16 protein-coding genes and 1 pseudogene are annotated in these 22,418 nt (G+C 28.4%); 12 read left to right on the forward strand and 5 right to left on the reverse strand.

Annotated elements, in window-relative coordinates:
- Positions 1-95: 95 nt before the first annotated feature.
- Positions 96-860, reverse strand: coding sequence for a cell division protein FtsQ/DivIB (locus BHYOB78_RS12255; RefSeq protein ID WP_012671100.1), 765 nt, complete (start codon positions 858-860; stop codon positions 96-98).
- 36 nt (positions 861-896) lie between these two features.
- A complete protein-coding gene (gene metG / locus BHYOB78_RS12260) occupies positions 897-2,852 on the reverse strand; it encodes a methionine--tRNA ligase (protein WP_020064911.1) in 1,956 nt (651 codons plus the stop codon).
- A gap of 350 nt (positions 2,853-3,202) precedes the next feature.
- Between metG and BHYOB78_RS12265 the strand changes: the two genes are divergently transcribed.
- Positions 3,203-5,044, forward strand: a complete 1,842-nt coding sequence (locus BHYOB78_RS12265; protein WP_020064912.1) for a methyl-accepting chemotaxis protein — start codon at positions 3,203-3,205, stop codon at positions 5,042-5,044.
- Between the two features lie 572 nt (positions 5,045-5,616).
- Here BHYOB78_RS12265 and BHYOB78_RS12275 read toward each other — a convergent pair.
- On the reverse strand, positions 5,617-6,501 hold the full coding sequence (locus BHYOB78_RS12275) for an MBL fold metallo-hydrolase (RefSeq protein ID WP_020064914.1): 885 nt from the start codon (positions 6,499-6,501) through the stop codon (positions 5,617-5,619).
- Between the two features lie 199 nt (positions 6,502-6,700).
- Here BHYOB78_RS12275 and xth point away from each other — a divergent pair, with 199 nt between their 5' ends.
- From xth to BHYOB78_RS12300, 5 genes are all read left to right on the forward strand, one after another.
- Positions 6,701-7,486 (forward strand): exodeoxyribonuclease III, encoded by a 786-nt coding sequence (gene xth / locus BHYOB78_RS12280; RefSeq protein WP_012671104.1) that lies wholly within the window; start codon positions 6,701-6,703, stop codon positions 7,484-7,486.
- A gap of 96 nt (positions 7,487-7,582) precedes the next feature.
- Positions 7,583-7,915: an STAS domain-containing protein gene (locus tag BHYOB78_RS12285; protein ID WP_012671105.1), complete on the forward strand. Its 333-nt coding sequence runs from the start codon at positions 7,583-7,585 to the stop codon at positions 7,913-7,915.
- 14 nt (positions 7,916-7,929) lie between these two features.
- On the forward strand, positions 7,930-8,250 hold the full coding sequence (locus BHYOB78_RS12290; RefSeq protein WP_012671106.1) for a YggT family protein: 321 nt from the start codon (positions 7,930-7,932) through the stop codon (positions 8,248-8,250).
- A gap of 8 nt (positions 8,251-8,258) precedes the next feature.
- The gene (locus BHYOB78_RS12295; protein ID WP_020064915.1) at positions 8,259-10,397 is read left to right on the forward strand and encodes a sel1 repeat family protein; all 2,139 of its coding nucleotides are present in this window, start codon (positions 8,259-8,261) and stop codon (positions 10,395-10,397) included.
- A 57-nt stretch (positions 10,398-10,454) separates the two neighbouring features.
- Positions 10,455-10,664: a DUF1858 domain-containing protein gene (locus BHYOB78_RS12300; RefSeq protein ID WP_012671108.1), complete on the forward strand. Its 210-nt coding sequence runs from the start codon at positions 10,455-10,457 to the stop codon at positions 10,662-10,664.
- A 62-nt stretch (positions 10,665-10,726) separates the two neighbouring features.
- Here BHYOB78_RS12300 and BHYOB78_RS12305 read toward each other — a convergent pair.
- Positions 10,727-11,462 (reverse strand): annotated as a pseudogene (locus BHYOB78_RS12305) (DUF3108 domain-containing protein).
- A 531-nt stretch (positions 11,463-11,993) separates the two neighbouring features.
- Between BHYOB78_RS12305 and BHYOB78_RS12310 the strand changes: the two are divergent.
- The 6 genes from BHYOB78_RS12310 (at position 11,994) to BHYOB78_RS12335 (ending at position 20,041) form a co-directional block, all read left to right on the forward strand.
- Complete coding sequence (locus BHYOB78_RS12310; RefSeq protein ID WP_012671110.1) at positions 11,994-12,863, forward strand: DMT family transporter; 870 nt, start codon at positions 11,994-11,996, stop codon at positions 12,861-12,863.
- Between the two features lie 30 nt (positions 12,864-12,893).
- Positions 12,894-14,012 (forward strand): ATP-binding protein, encoded by a 1,119-nt coding sequence (locus BHYOB78_RS12315; RefSeq protein WP_012671111.1) that lies wholly within the window; start codon positions 12,894-12,896, stop codon positions 14,010-14,012.
- 330 nt (positions 14,013-14,342) lie between these two features.
- Positions 14,343-15,503, forward strand: a complete 1,161-nt coding sequence (locus BHYOB78_RS12320; protein WP_012671112.1) for a variable surface family protein — start codon at positions 14,343-14,345, stop codon at positions 15,501-15,503.
- Between the two features lie 370 nt (positions 15,504-15,873).
- On the forward strand, positions 15,874-17,052 hold the full coding sequence (locus tag BHYOB78_RS12325) for a variable surface family protein (protein ID WP_065203229.1): 1,179 nt from the start codon (positions 15,874-15,876) through the stop codon (positions 17,050-17,052).
- Positions 17,053-17,256: 204 nt separating this feature from the next.
- Positions 17,257-18,342, forward strand: coding sequence for a variable surface family protein (locus BHYOB78_RS12330; protein ID WP_020065017.1), 1,086 nt, complete (start codon positions 17,257-17,259; stop codon positions 18,340-18,342).
- 532 nt (positions 18,343-18,874) lie between these two features.
- Positions 18,875-20,041: a variable surface family protein gene (locus tag BHYOB78_RS12335; RefSeq protein ID WP_065203228.1), complete on the forward strand. Its 1,167-nt coding sequence runs from the start codon at positions 18,875-18,877 to the stop codon at positions 20,039-20,041.
- A gap of 177 nt (positions 20,042-20,218) precedes the next feature.
- On the opposite strand, the gene recJ is transcribed toward BHYOB78_RS12335, so the two are convergent.
- Positions 20,219-22,378 (reverse strand): single-stranded-DNA-specific exonuclease RecJ, encoded by a 2,160-nt coding sequence (recJ, locus tag BHYOB78_RS12340; RefSeq protein WP_020064894.1) that lies wholly within the window; start codon positions 22,376-22,378, stop codon positions 20,219-20,221.
- Positions 22,379-22,418: the final 40 nt, after the last annotated feature.

Genomic DNA, 22,418 nt, shown 5'->3' on the forward strand with positions numbered 1-22,418 from the left:
TTCACTTTTTATAATTATATTTCATAAATAAAAATTGCTGCGCAAAAAATATATAAATATGCTACGCAATTTTTATTGAGTGCTTAAATTAAAGATTAATTGACTATAGCTTCTTTGAATCTGAAATCTATTCTGTGAGTTTTATTCTCATGGTTTTGCAATGTCTTCAGTATGGCTGCCAAATCCACAAACTTTTCTGTTTTTACATACTTTTCTAATATAACCTGTACCTGATAACCTCTTGGGTAAAGTATCAAATCATCACCATAAGCATTAATCTCTGATATAAGATTATATATTTCATTATGATTAGTTTTCAAATCGTATATAACTGATGAAAGATATTTAGAATAATCATTTTCTACCATTTTGTTTGTAGGATTGATAGTTAATCCTGTTATATAAGGTACATCATAATTATGAATAATATTATCTTTTATGATATAGCCGTCATCTGTAATTTCATATATTCCGCTGCTTGACTCTAATAAAAATAATGTGCCTCTTTCTACTACATTGATAATAAGCAGATCAGGAAAAGAAGTTTTTATACTTTCTACTTGAAGTCTAGGATTATTTTCTATGTCCGACTTTATCTCTTTTTTAGGTATATTAAACATGCTTATGTTATTATACTTTGATAATCCGGCTTCTTCCATTATATCTATAGCATTTAAAACTTCTAATCCTCGTATTTCTACTCTTAATATCCTAGCTTTATTTATAACAACAACAAAACACAATATTATAATGGCCGAAGCAAAAAAGATAATTATTTTTTTTATTATATTTTTCTGCTTATCGCTAAGTTTATTTTTTTTAAGCTTTTTTCTAAGTTTATTATCTTTAAAATCTTTCATTATAATATCAGCTTTTTAAAGTTTAATTACAAATTATTAATTAACAGCACAGCCGGCATCAAAACCTTTTTCTGTAGTCATAAGAGAAAGAGTTTTGCCGTTATCAGCTAAAAGAAGCATACCATGAGAAGTAACGCCTCTGAATTTTTTAGGCTTCAAATTAGCTAAATAAAGAACAGTTTTTCCAACCATCTCTTCAGGTTTATAATATTCTGCTATAGAAGAAACAACAACTCTCTGCTCTCCTTCCCCTATATCAAGTACAAATTTAAGAAGTTTATCAGCATTTTCTACCTTTTCAGCAACTAATATTTTAGCAGTTAATAATTCTAATTTATCAAAATCTTCTTTTTCTATATTAGGCTTATGCTTATCTTCTTTAGGAGGATTAACCTGCTTTTTATTCTCTTCAGTACTTGCTCCTATTTCTTTTTCTATATCATATCTATTGAATAAAGGCTCACCCTTTTCGATTTTTATTCCAGCCTTTAAAGAACCCCATTGCTTAGCAGTATCTAAAGAAACACTGTCTCCAAGTCCTAATCTATTAAATACTTTTTTAGGTGTATCAATGAAGAATATTTGTAAATATGCAGTTACTATATAGTATACTTGGAAAGAAATATACATTACATTAGCTAAATGATCCTTTTTGGTTTCATCTTTAGCCAAATTCCAAGGAGCACTTTCTTCTACATATTTATTAGTCATTCTTATAACTTCCCAAATATATGATAATGCCTCATGGAATTTATAACTATCCAAAGCAGATTCAACATTAGCATCAAGAGTAAGAACCATTTTTTTAAGCTCTTTTTCTCTATCTCCGTAAACGCTTTCAACCTCATCAGGAAGAATATTATTAAAATATTTTCCAAGCATAGTAGTTATTCTATGCCATAAGTTGCCGTAATCATTAGCTAAGTCGCTGTTTATTCTCTTTAAGAAAAGCTCCTGAGAATAATAACCGTCAGAACCGAAATTAATCTCTCTCATAAGGAAATATCTTAAAGCATCAACGCCATACTTATCAATCAAAGTATTAGGATCAACAACATTTCCCCTACTCTTACTCATCTTTTTACCATCATCAAAAAGCACCCAGCCATGTCCGTATACTTTCTTAGGAAGAGGTATATCAAGCATTTTAAGCATTATAGGCCATATAATAGCATGGAAGCGAACTATCTCTTTTCCCACAAAATGCACATCAGCAGGCCAATATTTTTTATATAATTCATCTTGCCCATCTTCAGGATATCCTAAAGCTGTTATATAATTAGCTAAAGCATCAATCCATACATATATACTATGCTCACTATCAACAGGACAAGGTATACCCCATTGCAAACCCTTACGGCTAACTGCTAAATCCTCTAAACCAGGAAGCAAGAAATTTTTAAGCATTTCATTTTGTCTTTCTTTAGGCTCTAAAAACTCAGGATGTTCTTTGTAATAATCTATTAACCATTGTCCGTATTCTGAAAGCTTAAGATAATAACATTCTTCTTCTTTATATTCTAATTCTTTTTCGCAGTCTGGGCAGTAGAATTTACCGTCATCTTTTTTTACTACCTGACTTTCAGTGAAAAATGCCTCATCGCTTACACAATAAAGTCCTTTATACGAACCTTTATAAATATATCCCTTATCATAAAGAATTTTAAATATTTTCTGTACTCTTCTTTCATGATAATCATCAGTTGTTCTTATATAATGACTATAATCAATATGAAGTCTTTTCCATAACTCTTTTGTGGCATTAACTATATTATCAACATAAGCTTTTGGAGTAGTTCCTGCTGCTTCTGCTTTTCTTGCTATCTTTTCACCATGCTCATCAGTACCAGTTAGAAAATAAACATCATATCCCATTATCTTTTTATATCTAGCCATAGTGTCTGTAGCTATAGTGCAGTAACAATGTCCGATATGTAAATAATCTGAAGGATAATATATTGGAGTTGTAATATAAAACTTTTTATCTGTCATCTGTATGCCTCCATTTCGTTATGAAAAAATTATATTTAAAAACAGAATCATTATACTAAAATTAGTCATTTTTGTAAAGTTAAAAAATTTATGATTATTACTTATAATAAGTTATTTATTTTTTATACTTGCTTTACAATTGTTAAGTAAATATGAATATAATATTTACAATTGAGCTATATATATGCAGTTTATGTAAACTAATAATAACATTTTTTTACACATATAAAAAATTATATAATAATTATAATTAAATAATATTACCAAATACTTTTTTTAATAGTTTATTATCTATAATAAACATATTATATTTTATAATAGAGTACAAAAAGTTACGGAGCGATTATTTTATGAAAAGAAGACATTCCATAAGATTTAAAATGCCATTGACTATAAGCATAATAACTACAATATTTTTAATTATTACTATCATTATATTATCATACAGATCATTTGTCGGAGTAAGCAAAACAACATTTTCAGGTTTTTCAAGCACAATAGAAGGATATAAGTCAATGATGGATTCTTGGCTTTTTGAAAATAAAACACTTATAAAAACTTATGCTATCACTCCTGCTGTAATTAATTATTTATTAAACAGCTACAGTACTAATGCAAATATACAATTAAATGAAACTTTAAATAAATTTGAATCTATAAACAATTTCTCTTTAGATATAGGACTAACAGATACAAATGGTTATATATTAGATAATGCTAAACATGTTGAAATAGGAAAAAACATACAGGAATTAAGACCTGGTATATGGGATAATTTCAAACAAAGCAATTATGATGTAGCCTATGGAACTAAAATATTAAAATCAAGTGCTGATAATAAATGGTCATTAGCTTTAATATCAGGGGTTAGAGATGCAAATAATAACTTAATAGGAACAATTTATATGATTATAAATTGGGAAGAGTTTGTAAATGCATTAAAAAAATTAAAGTTAGATGAAACAGGAAGATTATTTGTTTTGGATAATGATGGAATTATAGTAGCAGATACTTATGATTATATAAATGAAAATGGTAAAGCATATTTCAATTTAATAAAAAAAGATAATAAACCAAATGGAATAATAACATATAAACTAAACAACAATACTTCAAGAACAGCAGTATATTCAAAGATGGAGCAGCTGCCTTGGACTTTGACTATGGCTATGGATAATAAAATCATATACAAAGAAAATATAAGAATGATTAGAATAGCCATAATAGTATGTATATTATCTATAATTTGTATAAATACATTCCTAATTTCGTATATAAAGAAAACTATGTCTCCTTTAGACAGTATAATGAAACAGGCTCAAAATATATCAGAAGGCTATATAAATGTTAAAGAAATAAAAAAAGAGAGAAAAGATGAATTTGGAAAACTAGAAAAAACATTTAATATAATGAGCGAAAAATTATCTGAAGTTATAAATGAAGTAAATGAAGCATCCAAAGAAATATTATCATCATCTCAAAATATGTTGGAAAGCAGCAGCGAATTATCATCAAGAACAGAATCTCAAGCCTCTAGTTTAGAAGAAACAGCAGCAAGCATAGAGGAAATAGTTTCTACTATACAATCATCTACAGAAAATGCAGTTAATGGTAAGGATATGATGAATGAATCTATAAACTATATAGGAGAAGCCGCTGAAATAATCACTGAAACATCTGCAAATATAGAAGAAGTTTATAAATCAAGTGAAAAAATAAAAGATATAACAAAAATAATAGAAGATATAGCATTTCAAACTAATATACTTGCACTTAATGCATCAGTAGAGGCTGCAAGGGCTGGAGATCAAGGCAAAGGTTTCGCTGTTGTAGCAAGCGAAGTAAGAAACCTAGCACAAACTACACAGGCTTCTGTAAAAGATATAACCAATTTAGTTGATAATACAGCACAGCAAATTAATGATGCCACACAAACTGCAAGAAAATCTCAAGAATTATTTGAAGAACTTCAAAATAAAGTTAGAGAAACTTCTAATTTGATGGAAAGCATATCTCATACAGCATTAGAACAGCAGGCAGGAGTTAATCAAATAAGCACAGCAATAAATAGTATGGAAAGTGCCACAACTCAGAATGCATCTTTAGCTGTAGACTCTAATAATTTATCTAAAAATCTTTTCGGCAGAGTAGAAAAACTTCAGCAAAGCATTTCATTTTTCAAATTATCTTAAATTAGGAATATAATAAAAAAGCAATGGGCATTATAAATGTCTATTGCTTTTTATATACATAAAAGATTTTTATATATTTCATAATACAAATTTCAATATATTAGAAAATTTATATTTTTAATAATTTTAACATATTCAAATAAGAATAAAGAAATAAAATTTTTAAGTTTGTCAACTGATTTACTTTATATGGAATTATCTACTTTTTTGCCGCACACGCTCTGCGGGCTTCGCCAAAGCAGCAAAAAACGCAATTGCTAGAACTTTATATTAAATATATACTTATTAAATATAGGATATAACCTAAATTTAGACTATAAATGCAGTTCTTCGCGAAGCGTATCCGAGCCTGTCGAGGATATAGGTTCTCGCCTGCCGTAGGCACACTTCGTGAGGCGGACTGTGCCTTATACCAATACCGAAAGGTACCTTGCCTACGGCACGCAGAGCGTCGGTAAAAGAACTGGGGGTATGGCACGACTGTGTGCTTCGAGCAAAGCCACCATAAACAATAAAATTGAAAAAATAAAATTGACCAAATATAGTTATTTAGGTATGATTAAAACATTAATTTATATATTAATATAAGAACCTTCTTTAGCAAAGGCAAGCTGTAAATCAATTTCTTCTTTTTTAAGGAAAGCCATTAGTTTACTATGTATTAAATCTATTTGGGCATCTGTTCTTTCCTGATTATGATGATGAAGTATTACATAAGGCACATCAGCATCTAGTCCCACCTGTATAGCATCATTTAAAGTAGAATGTCCCCAGCCTACATGTCCGTTATAATATTCGCTTTTTGTATATTCGCCTTCTATTATAAGAACATTAGCTCCCCTTACAAAGTCTATAAGTCTTGCATGAAGCAAATCAGCATTATGATTATAATGTGAAAGCGAAGGATGCTGTGCATGAAGACGCTTTTTATAAGGCTCATGATCTGTAAGATATATAACAGTTTTATTACCTGAAGTTATTTTATATGAAAGAGTATGGCAAGGATGATTAACCCATATACTTTCTATAGTCATATTTCCAAATGTTATCTTTTTGCCTTCATAAAATGCTTCAAATTTAAGATTAGCTGCAAACTGCTCCAAATTTACAGGGAAATAATCTTTAGCAAGTATATTATTTATAGTATCATACATTTCTGTAGAAGAATCTTTCGGACCATATATCGTAAAGCTATATTTATCCGAAAAGAAAGGAGCAAAAAAAGGTATTCCTATTATATGGTCCCAATGGAAATGAGTTAATAATATTATACTTTCAGTTTTTTCTGATTTTAAAGCATAATAACTTGCATTCTTTAATCCGCTTCCGGCATCTAATATTATATAAGTACCGTCATCATCTATTACTTGAATGCAAGATGTATTTCCGCCGTATTCACTAAAACTGTTACCTGGGGTTGGTATAGATCCTCTGCTTCCAAGAAATCTTACTTTCACAAATACACCTTAAATTATATTTATATTATATATCATAATACAATAATAAAAAAAAATCAATCTTATTTAGATTTTATTATATTAATAATACATTTTATAAATTTATTTTTAATAATAACTATATAATTTTTATATACTTGTATTATTACGGCATAAAGTTTATAATATTAGTATAATTATATAAAAGGCATTAAAAATAATGAGTATATTAAAAATAATATCTTGGAATGTAAACGGAATAAGAGCGGCATACAAAAAAGGTTTGGTAGATTTCATAAAAAAAGAAAATCCGGATATAATATGTCTTCAGGAAACTAAAGCTTTTGAAGAACAGCTGCCTGAAGATTTAAGAAATATAGAAGGCTATGAACTTTTTATTAATCCAGCAGATCCTGAAGTAAAAAAAGGATACAGCGGAGTGGCAATCTATACAAAATTAAAGCCGAACAAAGAAATAAAAAATAAATTAGGAAGCAAATTCTCAGACAGAGAAGGAAGAATATTATCATTGGAATTTGATGATTTTACTATATTTAATGTATATTTCCCTAACGGCGGAAAATCTGAAGAACATTTTCAATATAAACTTTCTTTCTATGATGAAATAACAAAACATCTAAGTAAATTAAAAAAGAATACTAATGTAATATTATGCGGGGATATGAATATCGCTCATGAAGCTATAGATTTGGCAAGACCTAAAGAAAATGAAAAAAGCATAGGTTTTCTTCCTGAAGAAAGAGAAAAAATAACAGAATTTTTAAATAAAGGTTTTACAGATACATTCAGAATGTTTGTAAAAGAAGGCGGACATTACAGCTGGTGGGATATGAAAACAAGATCAAGAGAAAAAAATGTGGGCTGGAGAATAGATTATTTCTTCGTTAATAATGAAATGGCTCCTAATATAAAAAGAGCTGATATATTAACGGATGTTATGGGAAGCGATCACTGCCCTATACTTATTGAATGGGATAAACAATAAGGCTATAAATAAAAAACTGCTTGATTTTTTAAAGTTTTATAATATATTAAAAATTGTTAAATATGGTTCTATTTTCATCTTATTAAAGGAGTTTGCATGGTTCGTACAATCATTGAGGATAAAACGGCTATAATTAATATAGAAAAAAATATAATATCTGAAAATGTAGATATATTAGAAGAAAAATTAAATTACATAAAAAATGCAGGTGTTTTAAACTTGATATTTGACTTTCATAATATAGAATATATGTGTTCATCAGCTTTGGGACTTATCGCATCAGCTTTGAGAATATCTGGTGAAAATGGCGGAGTCGTTTATTTTTGTTCTTTAAGCAAACAGTTAAAATCATTATTTGAAGCCACTAAATTTCTAAGCATTGTAAATACTGCTAATAATATAGACGAGGCTCTTAAAAATATTAAATAATATACAGGAAATATATGTTAATAGAAACTATTAGATTTATATACTATTTATTAATGCAGACTTTAAGACTTTATTCTTTTATATGGTTTGTATGGATTATATTAAGCTGGCTTCAGGCTTTCGGAGCTATGCATTTAGATTATTATAATCCTATAATAAACTTTTTCTATAAAATAACTGACGGAGTAATAGATAAAATATTCGGAGGAAGAAGACTTATTGTAGGAATTCTCGATTTATCTCCATTAGTGTTTCTTTTAGTTCTTCAGTTAGTTGTTCCTATGATACTTAGAATAGTATTTCAATTTTTATTAAACATAATTGCTAGGGTATAGAGTATATTATGAGTTCTTTAGATGAAATAAGCAAATATATTGATGACGGTGATTACAGAAAAGCCATAGAAGAATTAGATCTTATTATATCAAGAGAACCGGATAATGCAAGAGCTTTTTATATGAGAGGCAAATCTGCATTTATAGAACTTCAAAATGAAGAATTCGATAAAAATAAATATGATGCCAGAATAGCTTTGATTTATTCTACTATAGAATATGATCTTAATAAATCAATAGATATAGATCCTAATATAACAGATGCATACAGAGGATTAATGTATCTTAATCGTGATTTAAAAAATGTAGACAAAGAAAGAGAGTATGCTCAAATACTTTTTGAAAAAGATAACACAGCTTATGATGCTCTGCTAATACTTGCAAGCAGCTATTTAAATAATGGAGAAAATGAAGCAGATTTCCATCAGGCTATAGGATATTATGATGATTTTATTAAAAATGTGAAGCCTGAAAACAGCAAAGTTGCAAGATTTGAAAGAGGTCTTTGTTATTATAATCTTAATATACTTACTAAAGCTGATATAGAAGCTAATAAACTTATTTATGATTTTCCTTTCTATGATGATGCATATTTTCTTAAAGGTATAATACTTGCTAAAAATGGAACAAAATCTGAATTTTATGATGATGCTATATTCTTTTTGGATAGAGCTGTAGAATTAAATGCATCTAATTATAATGCAATATATGAAAGAGGCGAATGGTATTTTAATAAAGAAAATTACAGAAAAGCTATAGAAAATTATAATGAACTTTTAAAACATAATAATAAATATAGATTAAATGCTCTGCTTGGAAAGATTCAGGCATTACATGATTTGATTATAGAAAATGAAAATGAAAATTATCCGGACAGTCAGGAAGAAGGAAAAGATTTAGCAGAAGTTTTTTATTTGCTGGATAAAGTTATAGATGTAATAGGTATAAAAAGCCTTCAATACAGATATTATAGAGGAAACTTATATGCTTATCAGGGTGAAATAAAAAAAGCTATAGCAGAATTCAAAAAGATACTAAATGAAAATAAAGAATCATGGATTTATGAAAAAATTGCAGAATTATATCATAATTATGCTAAAAATGATGATGATTATAGAGAGGCTTTGAAATATTTATCTCATATAGATAAAATAGAATACAAATATTCTACATATTATTTATCAATATTTTCTAATTATGAAATAAAAAATTATGAGGCAGCAGCCCAATTATGCAGAGAATTCTTTGAATATGTAAATGATGATGATGATGAAGTTTATTATATAAGATTTATATATGCTCATTCTCTACAAATGATAGGATCTAATGATTATAAATTAATATTGGATAATTTTAAGATATGTTTGAACAGTAATCTTGATAAAGCTCCTATATACAGATCTATTGCCAAAATAATGCTTTATAATATGCCGAATGAATATGTTAATGAAGGCATTTATATGTTAAAAAAAGCTTTAGAATTAAATGATGCTATATCATACCATATATATGCTAAAGAATTATTTTACGGAGATATTATTACTCCTTATCCTGAGTTAGCTATTTCTATGGCAAATATAGCTTTTGATATAGATAATACTTTGGAATGTGCTTTGACCGTTATTGGAAAGGCTTATGAATTAGGACGAGGAATAGAACAAGATGATTTTAAAGCTTTTGAAATATATAGTAAAGCTATGACAATATGTAAAAATAGTAATTCAAAATGCTCCTGCTCTAATGGACTTACAGCTCATTGCTATTATAAAGGAATAGGTGTAGAAAAGAATGAAGAAATGGCTTATGATATAATAAAAAAAACTGTTGATGCTTTGGGAAACAACTCACATGATTATGTGGCATTATTATATTCATATTTTGCTTTAAATAATGTAGAAGGATTTGATTTAGTTACTTCTTTAACTTTATTTGAAAATATAGAAAATTATTCTCATAATATATATATCATAATGACATTAAAAAGAATATACAAAAAATTAGGAAAATATAATGATGTGAGAAGAATGGCAAAAATGGAGAAAAAGGCATTAGAAAATACTGGTGAATTAAATTTAAATTATATAAGAAAATATATTAAAAATTTCAATAATTTTTACCCTATTTTAAATAGGGATTTTACACTTTGACAAAAAAATATATTAATAGTATTATAAACATATAAAAATAAAAAAGAGGTAATAAATATGATAAACAAAACTATGAGTATAGGTGAAATAATACAAATTTTTCCAGATTCTGTAGAAATAATGATGGGAAGAGGTCTTCATTGTGTAGGATGTCATGTTGCAAGTTGGGAAAGTTTAGAAGAAGGATGCCGCGGACATGGAATGAGCGATGAGCTTATAGACAGTTTAGTTAAAGAAATAAATGATAAATTGGAAGCAAGTAAATAATTTTATTTTAAAAAAAGAGATAGTATTTATACTATCTCTTTTTAATATGCTAATATTAAATATTATTTTCCATCTTTATATTCTCTAATAATACCTCTAACCCTTATTGTATTTCTGCTCTGCTATAATAACATCTAGAGGAACCTGATTATATTTATCTTTAGCAATTAAAGCATCAGTTCCATATTTTTCCTTCTCATAAATTCTTACAGTAGATAATTTATTTCTTTCTAATTTTGTTTTTAACTCTTCACCATTTTCTATAGTAAATCTTATATCTTTCTTTACATTTTTACCTTCAAGCCAATTAATTTTGAATGTTCCAATATTTTTATCAACAAAACGCATAAAGAATACAAGTGATAAAGCATCAAAAGCCATGCCTTCAAACTCTATTTTTTCATCAACTGTTCTTTTATCATTGAATAAATAATAATTACCATGAAAAGCTAAAGATTCTTTATTAGTCCAATCTCCCTCTGTGGTATCTTTTTTTAATAGTATAGGCTTAAAATCATTAGTACTTACCCAAGCTTCAAATATATCACTTACTTTATAAAGTAAATTAGCTGCCCCTGTAGTGTAAACATGAGCATATAAATGATAAGCAGGTATTCCGTTAACATTACTTATAGCTAGAACTTCTGCTTCAAGCATACCAACCTTTCCGCTTATATTAAATTCAGGAACCTGTGCTAAAACATCATACTTTATATACTCCCCTACTTTAAATGTCTGATTGTATCCAAAGACAATATTTGAAATCAATGCCATTATTATAAAAATGTACTTCTTCATAATACAAATAATCTCCTTATATTAAATTCTTACATATTATATATACTGAAAAATTGAACTTTTGTCAAAGAGTTTTTACATTTTTTTATTGCATTTACAAATATAAATTTACTTACATCTGCCCACCCTTTAGACTTATTATTTTATTTTGAAATTTCTAATTTTCTTTTCTTCAATAATCTAATTAGAAATCAAAGCACCCACCCAAGTTTTTTTTAAATTTGCTGCTTTACTACACGCACGCAAAACAAAATTTTAAATATAAGATGATTTTGAATTATAATTTAAACAATAAATAAAAGTCCGTTCACCGTGCGCTAAAGATATTAAAAATCTAATCAAAGCTTGGGCGGGCATTGCTTTTTTTAATGAAGTAAAAATATAAATAAATATGTAATTGAAAATGAATTCGTAAAACCTAAAGGACGGGATTCAGAGTAAAATATTTAAATTAACAAGTTTAAAAGTTTTTATCTTGCAATAGTATTTTTTTAATATATTATATTGTAATTAATTTAAGGTTTAATTTTTATGGCTATATTTTTATTGATAGGAGTGATGGCATTATCTGCTTCGGCAATATTTGTTAAGCTTGCTAATGCTCCTTCATCTATAATAGCATTTTACAGAATATTTATATCATTTTGTTTTATAACTGTAATAACTATATCAAAGAAATCTTCAAGAGAAGAACTTTTATCTATTAGTAAGAAGGAAATAATACTTTCTGTAATATCAGGACTTTCTCTGGCACTTCATTACTTTTTATGGTTTCAATCATTAAGCCTTACATCTGTTGCAAGCTCTACTGTTATAGTAACGCTTCAGCCATTATTTGCATTCGTAGCAGGACATTTCTTTTTTAAAGAACAGTATTCTAAATTAGCTATTCTTGGATTTGTTATAGCAGTTACGGGTTCTGTTATAATAGGATGGGGAGATTTTCAAATAAGCTCAAGAGCATTATTAGGAGATTTTATAGCATTTATATCAGCAGGACTTATAAGTGCATATTTTATAATAGGGCAATATACTAGAAAAAGACTTTCAGCTTTGACTTGGATTAGCTTAACTTATTTTAGTGCCTTTATATTCTTAGGAATTTTATCATATATAATGAAGATCCCTTTTATAGGATATTCATTAAATACTTGGATTAATATATTAGGCATTACATTCATATCTACAATGCTAGGACAGGTAATATTTACTTGGCTTTTAAAATATTTCTCAGCAACTATAATATCTATGACTATATTAGGTGAAGCTGTAGGAACTTGCATATTAGGATATTTTATATTGCATGAAAGTATCAGTTTTAAGCAATTTATAGGAATATCTGTTATATTAATAGGAATAGGTTTATTTTTATGGGAAAAGAGAAAAACTATTTCCCAATAATTTTTTATAAATAATGGAGTTTTTACTGCAATGAAAAAAGATAATATTAATAATAATGAAGAAAAAATACATCAGAAACCTTTGATGGAAGAACTTTATAAAGAAGAACTTGAAGCTCTAAAAAAAGAAGATAAAAATAATAAACCTAAGAATTGGAATTTATCACCTCAGGCTGTTAGAGATTTTATATTAGGTAAAAAATTAAAAAGCGGTGTAGAAATAAAAAGAAAATTCTACGGAGATGATTCCCTAGTAGAAAGAGCAATAATAACATTAGCAGGAAATAGAGGATTAATGCTTGTAGGAGAGCCTGGAACTGCTAAAACCATGCTAAGCGAATTATTATCAGCAGCCATAAGCGGAAACAGTACAGTAACTATACAGGGAACAGCAGGAACTAATGAAGATAATATAAAATACTCTTGGAATTATGCCATGCTATTTGCAAAAGGACCTGTAGAAGAAGCTCTTATCCCTTCCCCTGTTTATACCGGAATGAATGAAGGAATAATAACAAGATTTGAAGAGATTACAAGATGTCCTCTTGAAATACAGGACTCGCTTATAAGTATATTGAGCGATAAAATTATGAATATACCAGAGCAAAACAGAGTATTATTTGCAAATGCCGGTTTTAATATAATAGCTACTGCCAATACAAGAGATAAAGGTATCAATGAAATGAGCAGCGCCTTAAAAAGAAGATTTAATTTCGAAACTGTTGAGCCTATAAAAAATCCTAAACTTGAAGGCGAGATCATAACTAATCAATGCCAAACATTATTAGAGCTTGCTGATATAGATATTGATATTGAGTATGATGTTGTTGATATACTTGCAACTACATTCAATGAGCTTAGAAGCGGAAAAAGCTTTGAAAATGCTAAGATACAGGAATTAAATTCTGTCATGAGTACTGCTGAAGCTGTATCTGTTTATTATCAGTCAGCACTTCATTCTTATTATTATGGCGATAAAAATATAAAAATGGAAACTATAGTCGGAAACTTAATAGGAAGCGTTGCCAAAGAAAATAAAGATGATATACCAAAATTAAAGAACTATTTTAATAATTCTGTAAAAATAAAAGCTGAGAAATTTGGTAAAAAATGGAAAGACTATTATGAAAGCAGAAATCTTATTAAATAATTTTAATTTATAATATATTACCGATAAAAACAGCATTAATGTTTTTTATAATACTGTATTTCACAAAAATATAGCATTATGTATTAAATAAACTTTAATATATCTTTATATTTTATACTTTTGACTGTAATATTAAATTATCATTTATATAACTATACCTAAATAGATATATTACTATAATTGTATCACAAATTAGATATAAACCATCATATTTAACATAAGAAAAAATATATTATTATTAAAATATAAAAATTTTTGTATTTTTTATAGAATTTTAAAAAAATTTTTATATAATAATATTCATATATAAAAATTTAGGAGAAAATAAAAATGAAAAAGTTTTTATTAACAGTGCTGGCTATTTTAACAATAGCTAGCGGATCAGTGTTTGGTATGTATGGTGCAGACAACACATGGCTTTTCTTCCTCATACATGGCAACCAATTCAGAGCTAGAATGAACCAATTAGGTTTCACTCTAGGTAACGGCACTATTAAAGGTACTTTCGGTTTCAAAGCTAATACGCTTATTAACGGAAGCATCTTAAATACAGGCAATAAAGAAAACCAAAATCCATTAGAAGCTACTATTTCTGCTGGTATAGGTTACACAGGTGATGGTTTTGGTGTTGGTGTTGGTTATAACTATACTTATACTGCTGCAAATACTATTCAAACCAAAGCTGCTAAAGGAATAAATACTCATACACCTGTTATTACATTCAATGCTGTTAATAACAATTTAAGAGTAGCTATACCTGTAAGTATAGCTGTAGAAAAAGATATAGGTAAATTAGGTAATATGGATAGAAAAGATTATTTAGGTTTAAGCATACCTGCTCAAATAAGATATTATACAGGAATAGATGCTTTCAACTATATAAGATTTGAATTCAATTACGGATTAAATAAATATAATGGTGTTGAAAACAATACAACTACAGAATATCAAGCACAGACTATAAGCTTCCAATTAAGACTTCATTTCTTAAATACAGTTCTTGGAAATAATGTAACTGTAAACCCATTCTTAAGAGTTGATTTTGCTTCTACTGTAGGTGCTAAAGGAAAAGGAAATGTAGTATTCCCAGCAGCTACAGCTTTTGATGGAAGACTTACAGCTTGGGCTGCAAATGCTTGGGCAGATGATCCAAACAGCATTTATGACAGAGAACTTTATGACTTGAAAATCATACCTAGCGTATCTTTAAGTGTTAATACAGACTATGTTAATTTAATATTTGAACCTGGTTTAGGATACAGAGTACAAGATGATGGTGTAAAAGGAAGCAAACTTACTCATACATTATACTGGCAGGCTTACGGAGAAATATATATCAGACCTGTTCAGGATCTTGAATGGTATTTCGAAATGGATGTTAATAACGGAGTACCTAAACTTCAAGGAAATCCTATTGCTTCAGGAAATTCAATGCCTGTTGTATTCGGAGCTAATACTGGTATAACTTGGTATTTACCTGCTTTACAATAATAAATAACAGTGAATAATCAGAAATAACTGATTTTTAATACAAGGGGAGCTTCATTAAAAAGCTCCTCTTTTTTATGAGAAAAACAAATATAAAGCTTGTTCATAATTATCAATTTAATCAAAACATACTAAGCAAATTCAAAATTTCATAAAAAATAATTATTCAATAAAAATTCATAATTTTTTATTAAAAAAATATGTAAATATGTATTTGAATGACTATTTTTTTATATAATTCCTTTTATATGTATTGACATTTTATAACTTTTTCCTATAATGAAAGTAGAGGATATTTAGGTGTCTATTGAGTTTTTAAGCAATCTCTCAATAGACACTGTCAAAAGATTATAAAAAAATTAGGAGAAAAACAATGAAAAAAGTTTTATTGACAGCTATGGCATTATTGACTATAGCTAGTGCATCTGCTTTCGGTATGTATGGTGACAGAGATTCTTGGATCGACTTCTTAGTACATGGTAACCAATTAAGAGCTAGAATGGACCAATTAGGTTTCGTTTTAGGTAACGGTACTATTAAAGGTACTTTCGGTTTCAGATCTCAATCTGCTGTAACAAAAATAGGTAACATACTTTCAGGTAATACAGGAAATGTAGATTTACAAACTACTATTTCTGCTGGTATAGGTTATACTTCTGAGCCTTTCGGTATTGGCGTAGGTTATAACTACACTTATGTAAATCCTAGATTAGGTGTTCATACTCCTGTACTTATGATCAATGCTTTAAACAACAACTTAAGAATAGCAGTTCCTGTTCAAATAGCTGTAAGTCATGATCCTTTCAATGATTCTGCTAAATTCCCTTATTCATCATCTACAAAAGATTATATGGGTATAAGCACTGATATACAATTAAGATACTATACTGGTATAGATGCTTTCAATGCTATAAGAGTATACTTCAAATACGGACAAGCTGGATATAAAACAGCTAACGGAGCTAATGAGTATGCTAATGAGTATTTTGCTCAGTCATTAGGTTTTGAAGCTAGATTCTATTTCTTGAATACTCCTGTTGGAAACGTAACTATCAATCCTTTCATCAAAGTTGCTTATAACACAGCTTTAAAAGGTGTAAGCAGAACTGTAAGAGCTGGAGAAGCTGTACAAAATACTGTTTCTGGTTATCATCCTTCTCATCCTAATTATAAATTAGATGCATTTGCTGGTAGATACATTGGTAAAGATTTCAAATGGGATTCAAATCCTTATGATGTAAAAGCTCAGGCTGTATTAGGTATCACTGCTAACAGCGATGTAGTATCTCTTTATGTTGAGCCTTCTTTAGGTTATCAAGCTACATATTTAGGAAAAAACATATCTGAAAATCCATATTTAAATATAGATTCTAAAGTACAACATAGCTTAGCTTGGGGTGCTTATGCAGAACTTTATGTAAGACCTGTTCAAGATCTTGAATGGTACTTCGAGATGGATGTTAATAATGGCGGTACAAGACAAGAATCTGGTATCCCTGTATACTTTAAATCTACTACAGGTATAACTTGGTATTTACCTGCTTTCAATTAATTAGAAGTTAATTAATAGAAATTAATGAGGCTGGCCTTTAATAGGTTGGCCTCTTTTTTATTAATTTTCATATTGCAAAATAGTTTATTCATTATTATATAAGTTTACATTTTATTGTTTTGCAATATAATATTTTTATCTATAATCTACCTATATAAATTATATAATAGAAGAAAATATTTTATGTTTAGGAGAACAGATAAAATGAAAAAAATTATGCTGGCAGCTATTGCTATATTAACTATATTTAGTGCATCTGCTTTAGGAATGTATGGAGATCAAGATGACTGGATTGATTTTCTTACAGATGGAAATCAATTAAGAGCCAGAATGGATCAATTAGGATTTGTACTTGGAAACAATACTATTAAAGGTACTTTCGGACTTAGAACTCAAGATGCCGTAACATCATTGGGAAGTATAATTTCAGGTAAAACAGATAATTTAGGATTAGATGCTACTGTTTCTATGGGAATAGGATACACTTCTGATATTTTCGGCATTGGCTTAGGATATAATTTTACATATTATAACAGCACTTTAGGCGTTCATACTCCTGTACTTATGGTCAATGCTTTAAATAATAATTTAAGAATAGCAATACCTATACAAATAGCTGCATCAAAAGATCCTTTCGGAAAATATACTATCAGTCAATATAAAGACTATTTAGGAATAAGCACAGATATACAAATAAGATACTATACAGAAATAGATGTATTCAATCAAGTAAGATTATACATCAAATATGGACAGTCAGGTTATAAAAATGTTAAAAATAATTTTGATATGTTTGCTCAATCATTTGGTTTTGAAACTAGACTATATTTCTTAAACCGCACAATTGGAAATGTAAATATTAATCCTTTTATTAAAGTTTCATATAATACAGCTTTAGCCAGCAGTGATGTAATGGTTAGAGCAGGAGAATCTCTTGTAAATACTACTTATAGTAAAAAAGAAAATAAATGGGAAAAAAATCCTTATAATGTAACTGCTGCTGCTGTATTAGGATTAACTGCTAACAGTGATATGCTATCTCTTTATGTTGAACCTTCTTTAGGATACAATGCCGTTTATAAAGGAAAATATAAAACTGATAGTAAATATTATAAAGTACAGCATAATTTATATTGGGGAGCTTATGCAGAACTTTATATTACTCCCGTTCAAGATATTGAATGGTATTTTGAAATGGACATTAATAATGGTAATTCAAGACAGACTTCTTCTATACCTATATACTTTGAATCTACTACAGGGATAACTTGGTATTTGCCTGAATTATAATAAAAATATTATTTTGTATAATTTAAACATTTATTGAATAAAAAAAATAAAAAATTAATAATTCTATAAAAAATTTAAATTAATACTTTACATATTTAAATAAATAGCTGTTTTTATTAAATCTAAGTATTATTTTAAAAAAAATAATAATTTTATTTATATTAGTGTTGACTTTTTTATGTAAATTCATTAGAATAAAAGTGTTGGTAAGATATAGACATTAAAAAAAGATTGCTTATAATGTCTATAACCAATATTAGGAACAATAAAGATCCTCTAAATCCTTATTATTCCAATTGACACATTAGTAAAAACAGCATAATTTTTCCATTTAAATATCTGTTTTTACGGAGAATAAAGATCCTCTAAATCTTATTATTCTCACTGATTTTTTATAATCCGTTAGAATTATATAGATGTTCTAACTCATCTGGAAACAATAAAGATCCTCTGTCTTTGTTGTTTCCTAAAATTATTTTGGAGTTACTACTTACAATGAGTATTAACTATATAAAATTTTAGGAGAAAAACAATGAAAAAAGTTTTATTGACAGCTATGGCATTATTGACTATAGCTAGTGCATCTGCTTTCGGTATGTATGGCGACAGAGATTCTTGGATCGACTTCCTTACTCATGGTAATCAGTTCAGAGCTAGAATGGATCAATTAGGTTTCGTTTTAGGTAACGGTACTATTAAAGGTACTTTCGGTTTTAGATCTCAAGCTATTGGAACAGCATTAGGTAATATCATTTCAGGTAATACTGGAAATGTAGATTTACAAACTACTATTTCTGCTGGTATAGGTTATACTTCTGAGCCTTTCGGTATTGGCGTAGGTTATAACTACACTTATGTAAATCCTAGATTAGGCGTTCATACTCCTGTACTTATGATCAATGCTTTAAACAACAACTTAAGAATAGCAGTTCCTGTTCAAATAGCTGTAAGTCATGATCCTTTCAATGATTCTGCTAAATTCCCTTATTCATCATCTACAAAAGATTATATGGGTATAAGCACTGATATACAATTAAGATACTATACTGGTATAGATGCTTTCAATGCTATAAGATTATACTTCAAATACGGACAAGCTGGATTTAAAACAGCTAACGGAGCTAGTGAGTATTTTGCTCAGTCATTAGGTTTTGAAGCTAGATTCTATTTCTTGAATACTCCTGTTGGAAACGTAACTATCAATCCTTTCATCAAAGTTGTTTATAACACAGCTTTAAAAGGTGTAAGCAGAACTGTAAGAGCTGGAGAAGCTGTACAAAATACTGTTTCTGGTTATAATCCTTCTCATCCTAATTATAAATTAGATGCATTTGCTGGTAGATACATTGGTAAAGATTTCAAATGGGATTCAAATCCTTATGATGTAAAAGCTCAGGCTGTATTAGGTATCACTGCTAACAGCGATGTAGTATCTCTTTATGTTGAGCCTTCTTTAGGTTATCAAGCTACATATTTAGGAAAACACATATCTGAAGATCCATCTTTAAATATAGATTCTAAAGTACAACATAGCTTAGCTTGGGGTGCTTATGCAGAACTTTATGTAAGACCTGTTCAAGATCTTGAATGGTACTTCGAGATGGATGTTAATAATGGCGGTACAAGACAACCATCTAATATCCCTGTATACTTTGAAACTACTACAGGTATAACTTGGTATTTACCTGCTTTCAATTAATTAGAAGTTAATTAATACAGATCAATGAGAGGCTGGCTTTAATAAAGTCAGTCTCTTTTTTATTAATTTAGTATTCATTAAAAATATTTGTTTAATATAAATGGGAATCCAAACTATAAAAAATATTATGATATACTTTTATAAAGTCTAATTACACTAAATATCATGTGTAAAAAACTAGAATATTTTATAGCTTTCTACATATATTCTAGCATCTTCGCTTCCATTAAAACGATTAACCTTTAATTTATAAATAATATCTATATAATTAGAAGACAGTAATTTTTGAGCTTCTTCATCACTTTTATCCCACATAATGGCATTGACTTTTTTATTATCCTGCAATAACTCAAGTCTTAAATGTGTCTTATTATTTTTTTTCATTTTATTTATGCTGTTCACTTTTACATTTTTAGACATAAATAAAGGCTCCTCATTACCGAATCCGTAAGGCTCAAACATTTCCAATAATCTTGCAAACTTTATATCTATATCTTTAAAACTAATTTCCAAATCAAATACATCATCTTTTTTTTCAGTTTGGAAATTCTGACTCGATGCATACTTTATTATCTTACTTTGAAACTTATCAAAATTATCAGTATTTAAAGTAAATCCGGCAGCATTCTTATGTCCTCCGAATTTAGTTAAATAAATATTGGCATACTCAAGCATATCTCTGGCATTATCATCTCCCCTACTCCTTATACTGCCTATGCAAATACCGTCTTCGCTCTCATGCATAATTACAGCTGTTTTACCATATTCGCTTAATACCTTTCCTGCAATGAGTCCTGTAAGCCCCTGCTCTATCTTTTTGCTTTTTACAACTATAATAGGAAATTCTAAACAACCATTATTTTTTATATATTCATTTACAATACTAAAATTGGACTCCGTCAAAGATTTTCTAGTCTCATTCATATTATAAACTTCATTTGATAGACTCAAAGCTTCCTCTTTTATCTCGCATGTAAGAAGTTTTAAAGCAGTTTCAGGGCTTCCCATTCTTCCTGCAGCATTTATAAAAGGGGCAAGTCTCCAGCTTATAGCCTGAGTATCTATCTTTGTATTTAATAAATTGATTCTCTCTAGTATTATATTGTATCTTATATGACTAGGCTTTTCTAATTCCTTCAAAGCACATTTTACATAAGCCCTATTTTCTTCTATAAGAGGCACAACATCAGCTACACTTCCAAATAATACGAGTATTGATTTCTTCTTTATATAACTTTGAAGCTGTTTCTGACTTATATAAAATAGTCTTCTGAATATTTCCATCTTTATAATTAAATCTCTATACTCTATATCATCATATCTATAAATATTAACATTAAGCGCCAAAGCAAAATCATCTAAAGTCTTTGTAGTCTTTATATTAACATTACCGTATTTAGCACCTAATTGAAGAAGATCATATACATTGTCATATTCAGGCAAATATATTTCATACCTTTCATAGAAATTAAGAAGTTTCTTTAATCTCTCCTCTCCTCCTGTAAGTACCAATACACATCCATCACCTTCAAACATATAACTAGCAAGCTCTTCAAGTACCTCATCTTCACTCATAAGCTCATCATAATAGTCAGCATATATTGATTTATAGCAATTATTATCATTAATAAGCTCAAATCCGAACACCTCATCGCTTATAACAAAATTAGTAGATTTTAGAGCTCTTATTTTTTTTAATACATTTTTCGACTTATCAATCTCATAATCTAATACTATTATATCCTTATTATAAAGCTTAGTATAAGAAAACACGAAAGCCTGCATAAGTTTAAAGGCAACCGCACAGCCTGAAAAGTTCTTTGATACGAAACCTGTATTTGAAATCTTAGGATTAAATACTGCATAAGCATTAGGAAGTATTTCCGGTATATCATGGTGATCTGTTACTATAATATCTATTGATAAATCCCTTGCAAACTCTACCTCTTCAGCATTGGATATTCCGCAGTCTACTGTTATAATAAGGCTTACTCCTGAATTAGCATACTCCTCTATAACCGCCTTAGAAAGTCCGTATCCTGTTGTATGATTAGGAACAAATGCCTCAACATTCTTTGTAACTACTTTCAATGTATTATATATAATAGATGCTGCTGTTATGCCGTCTGCATCTTTATCGCCATATACTAATATCTTTTCGTCATTATCTATAGCTTCTTTTACTCTGTCTACAAATACATTAATATCTCTTATATTAAAAGGATTAGATAATGAGTATATATCCTGAAAAAAGAAATCATAAATATCTTCTTTTGAAGTTATGCCTCTTAATTTTAAAAGTTCTAATATCGTTGTATTTAAGTTATTTATGTCCATAATTATCTTTATCGCTTATATAATTATAATGTTTTATAAT

The organism is Brachyspira hyodysenteriae ATCC 27164 (assembly GCF_001676785.2).
GTDB lineage: Bacteria > Spirochaetota > Brachyspiria > Brachyspirales > Brachyspiraceae > Brachyspira > Brachyspira hyodysenteriae.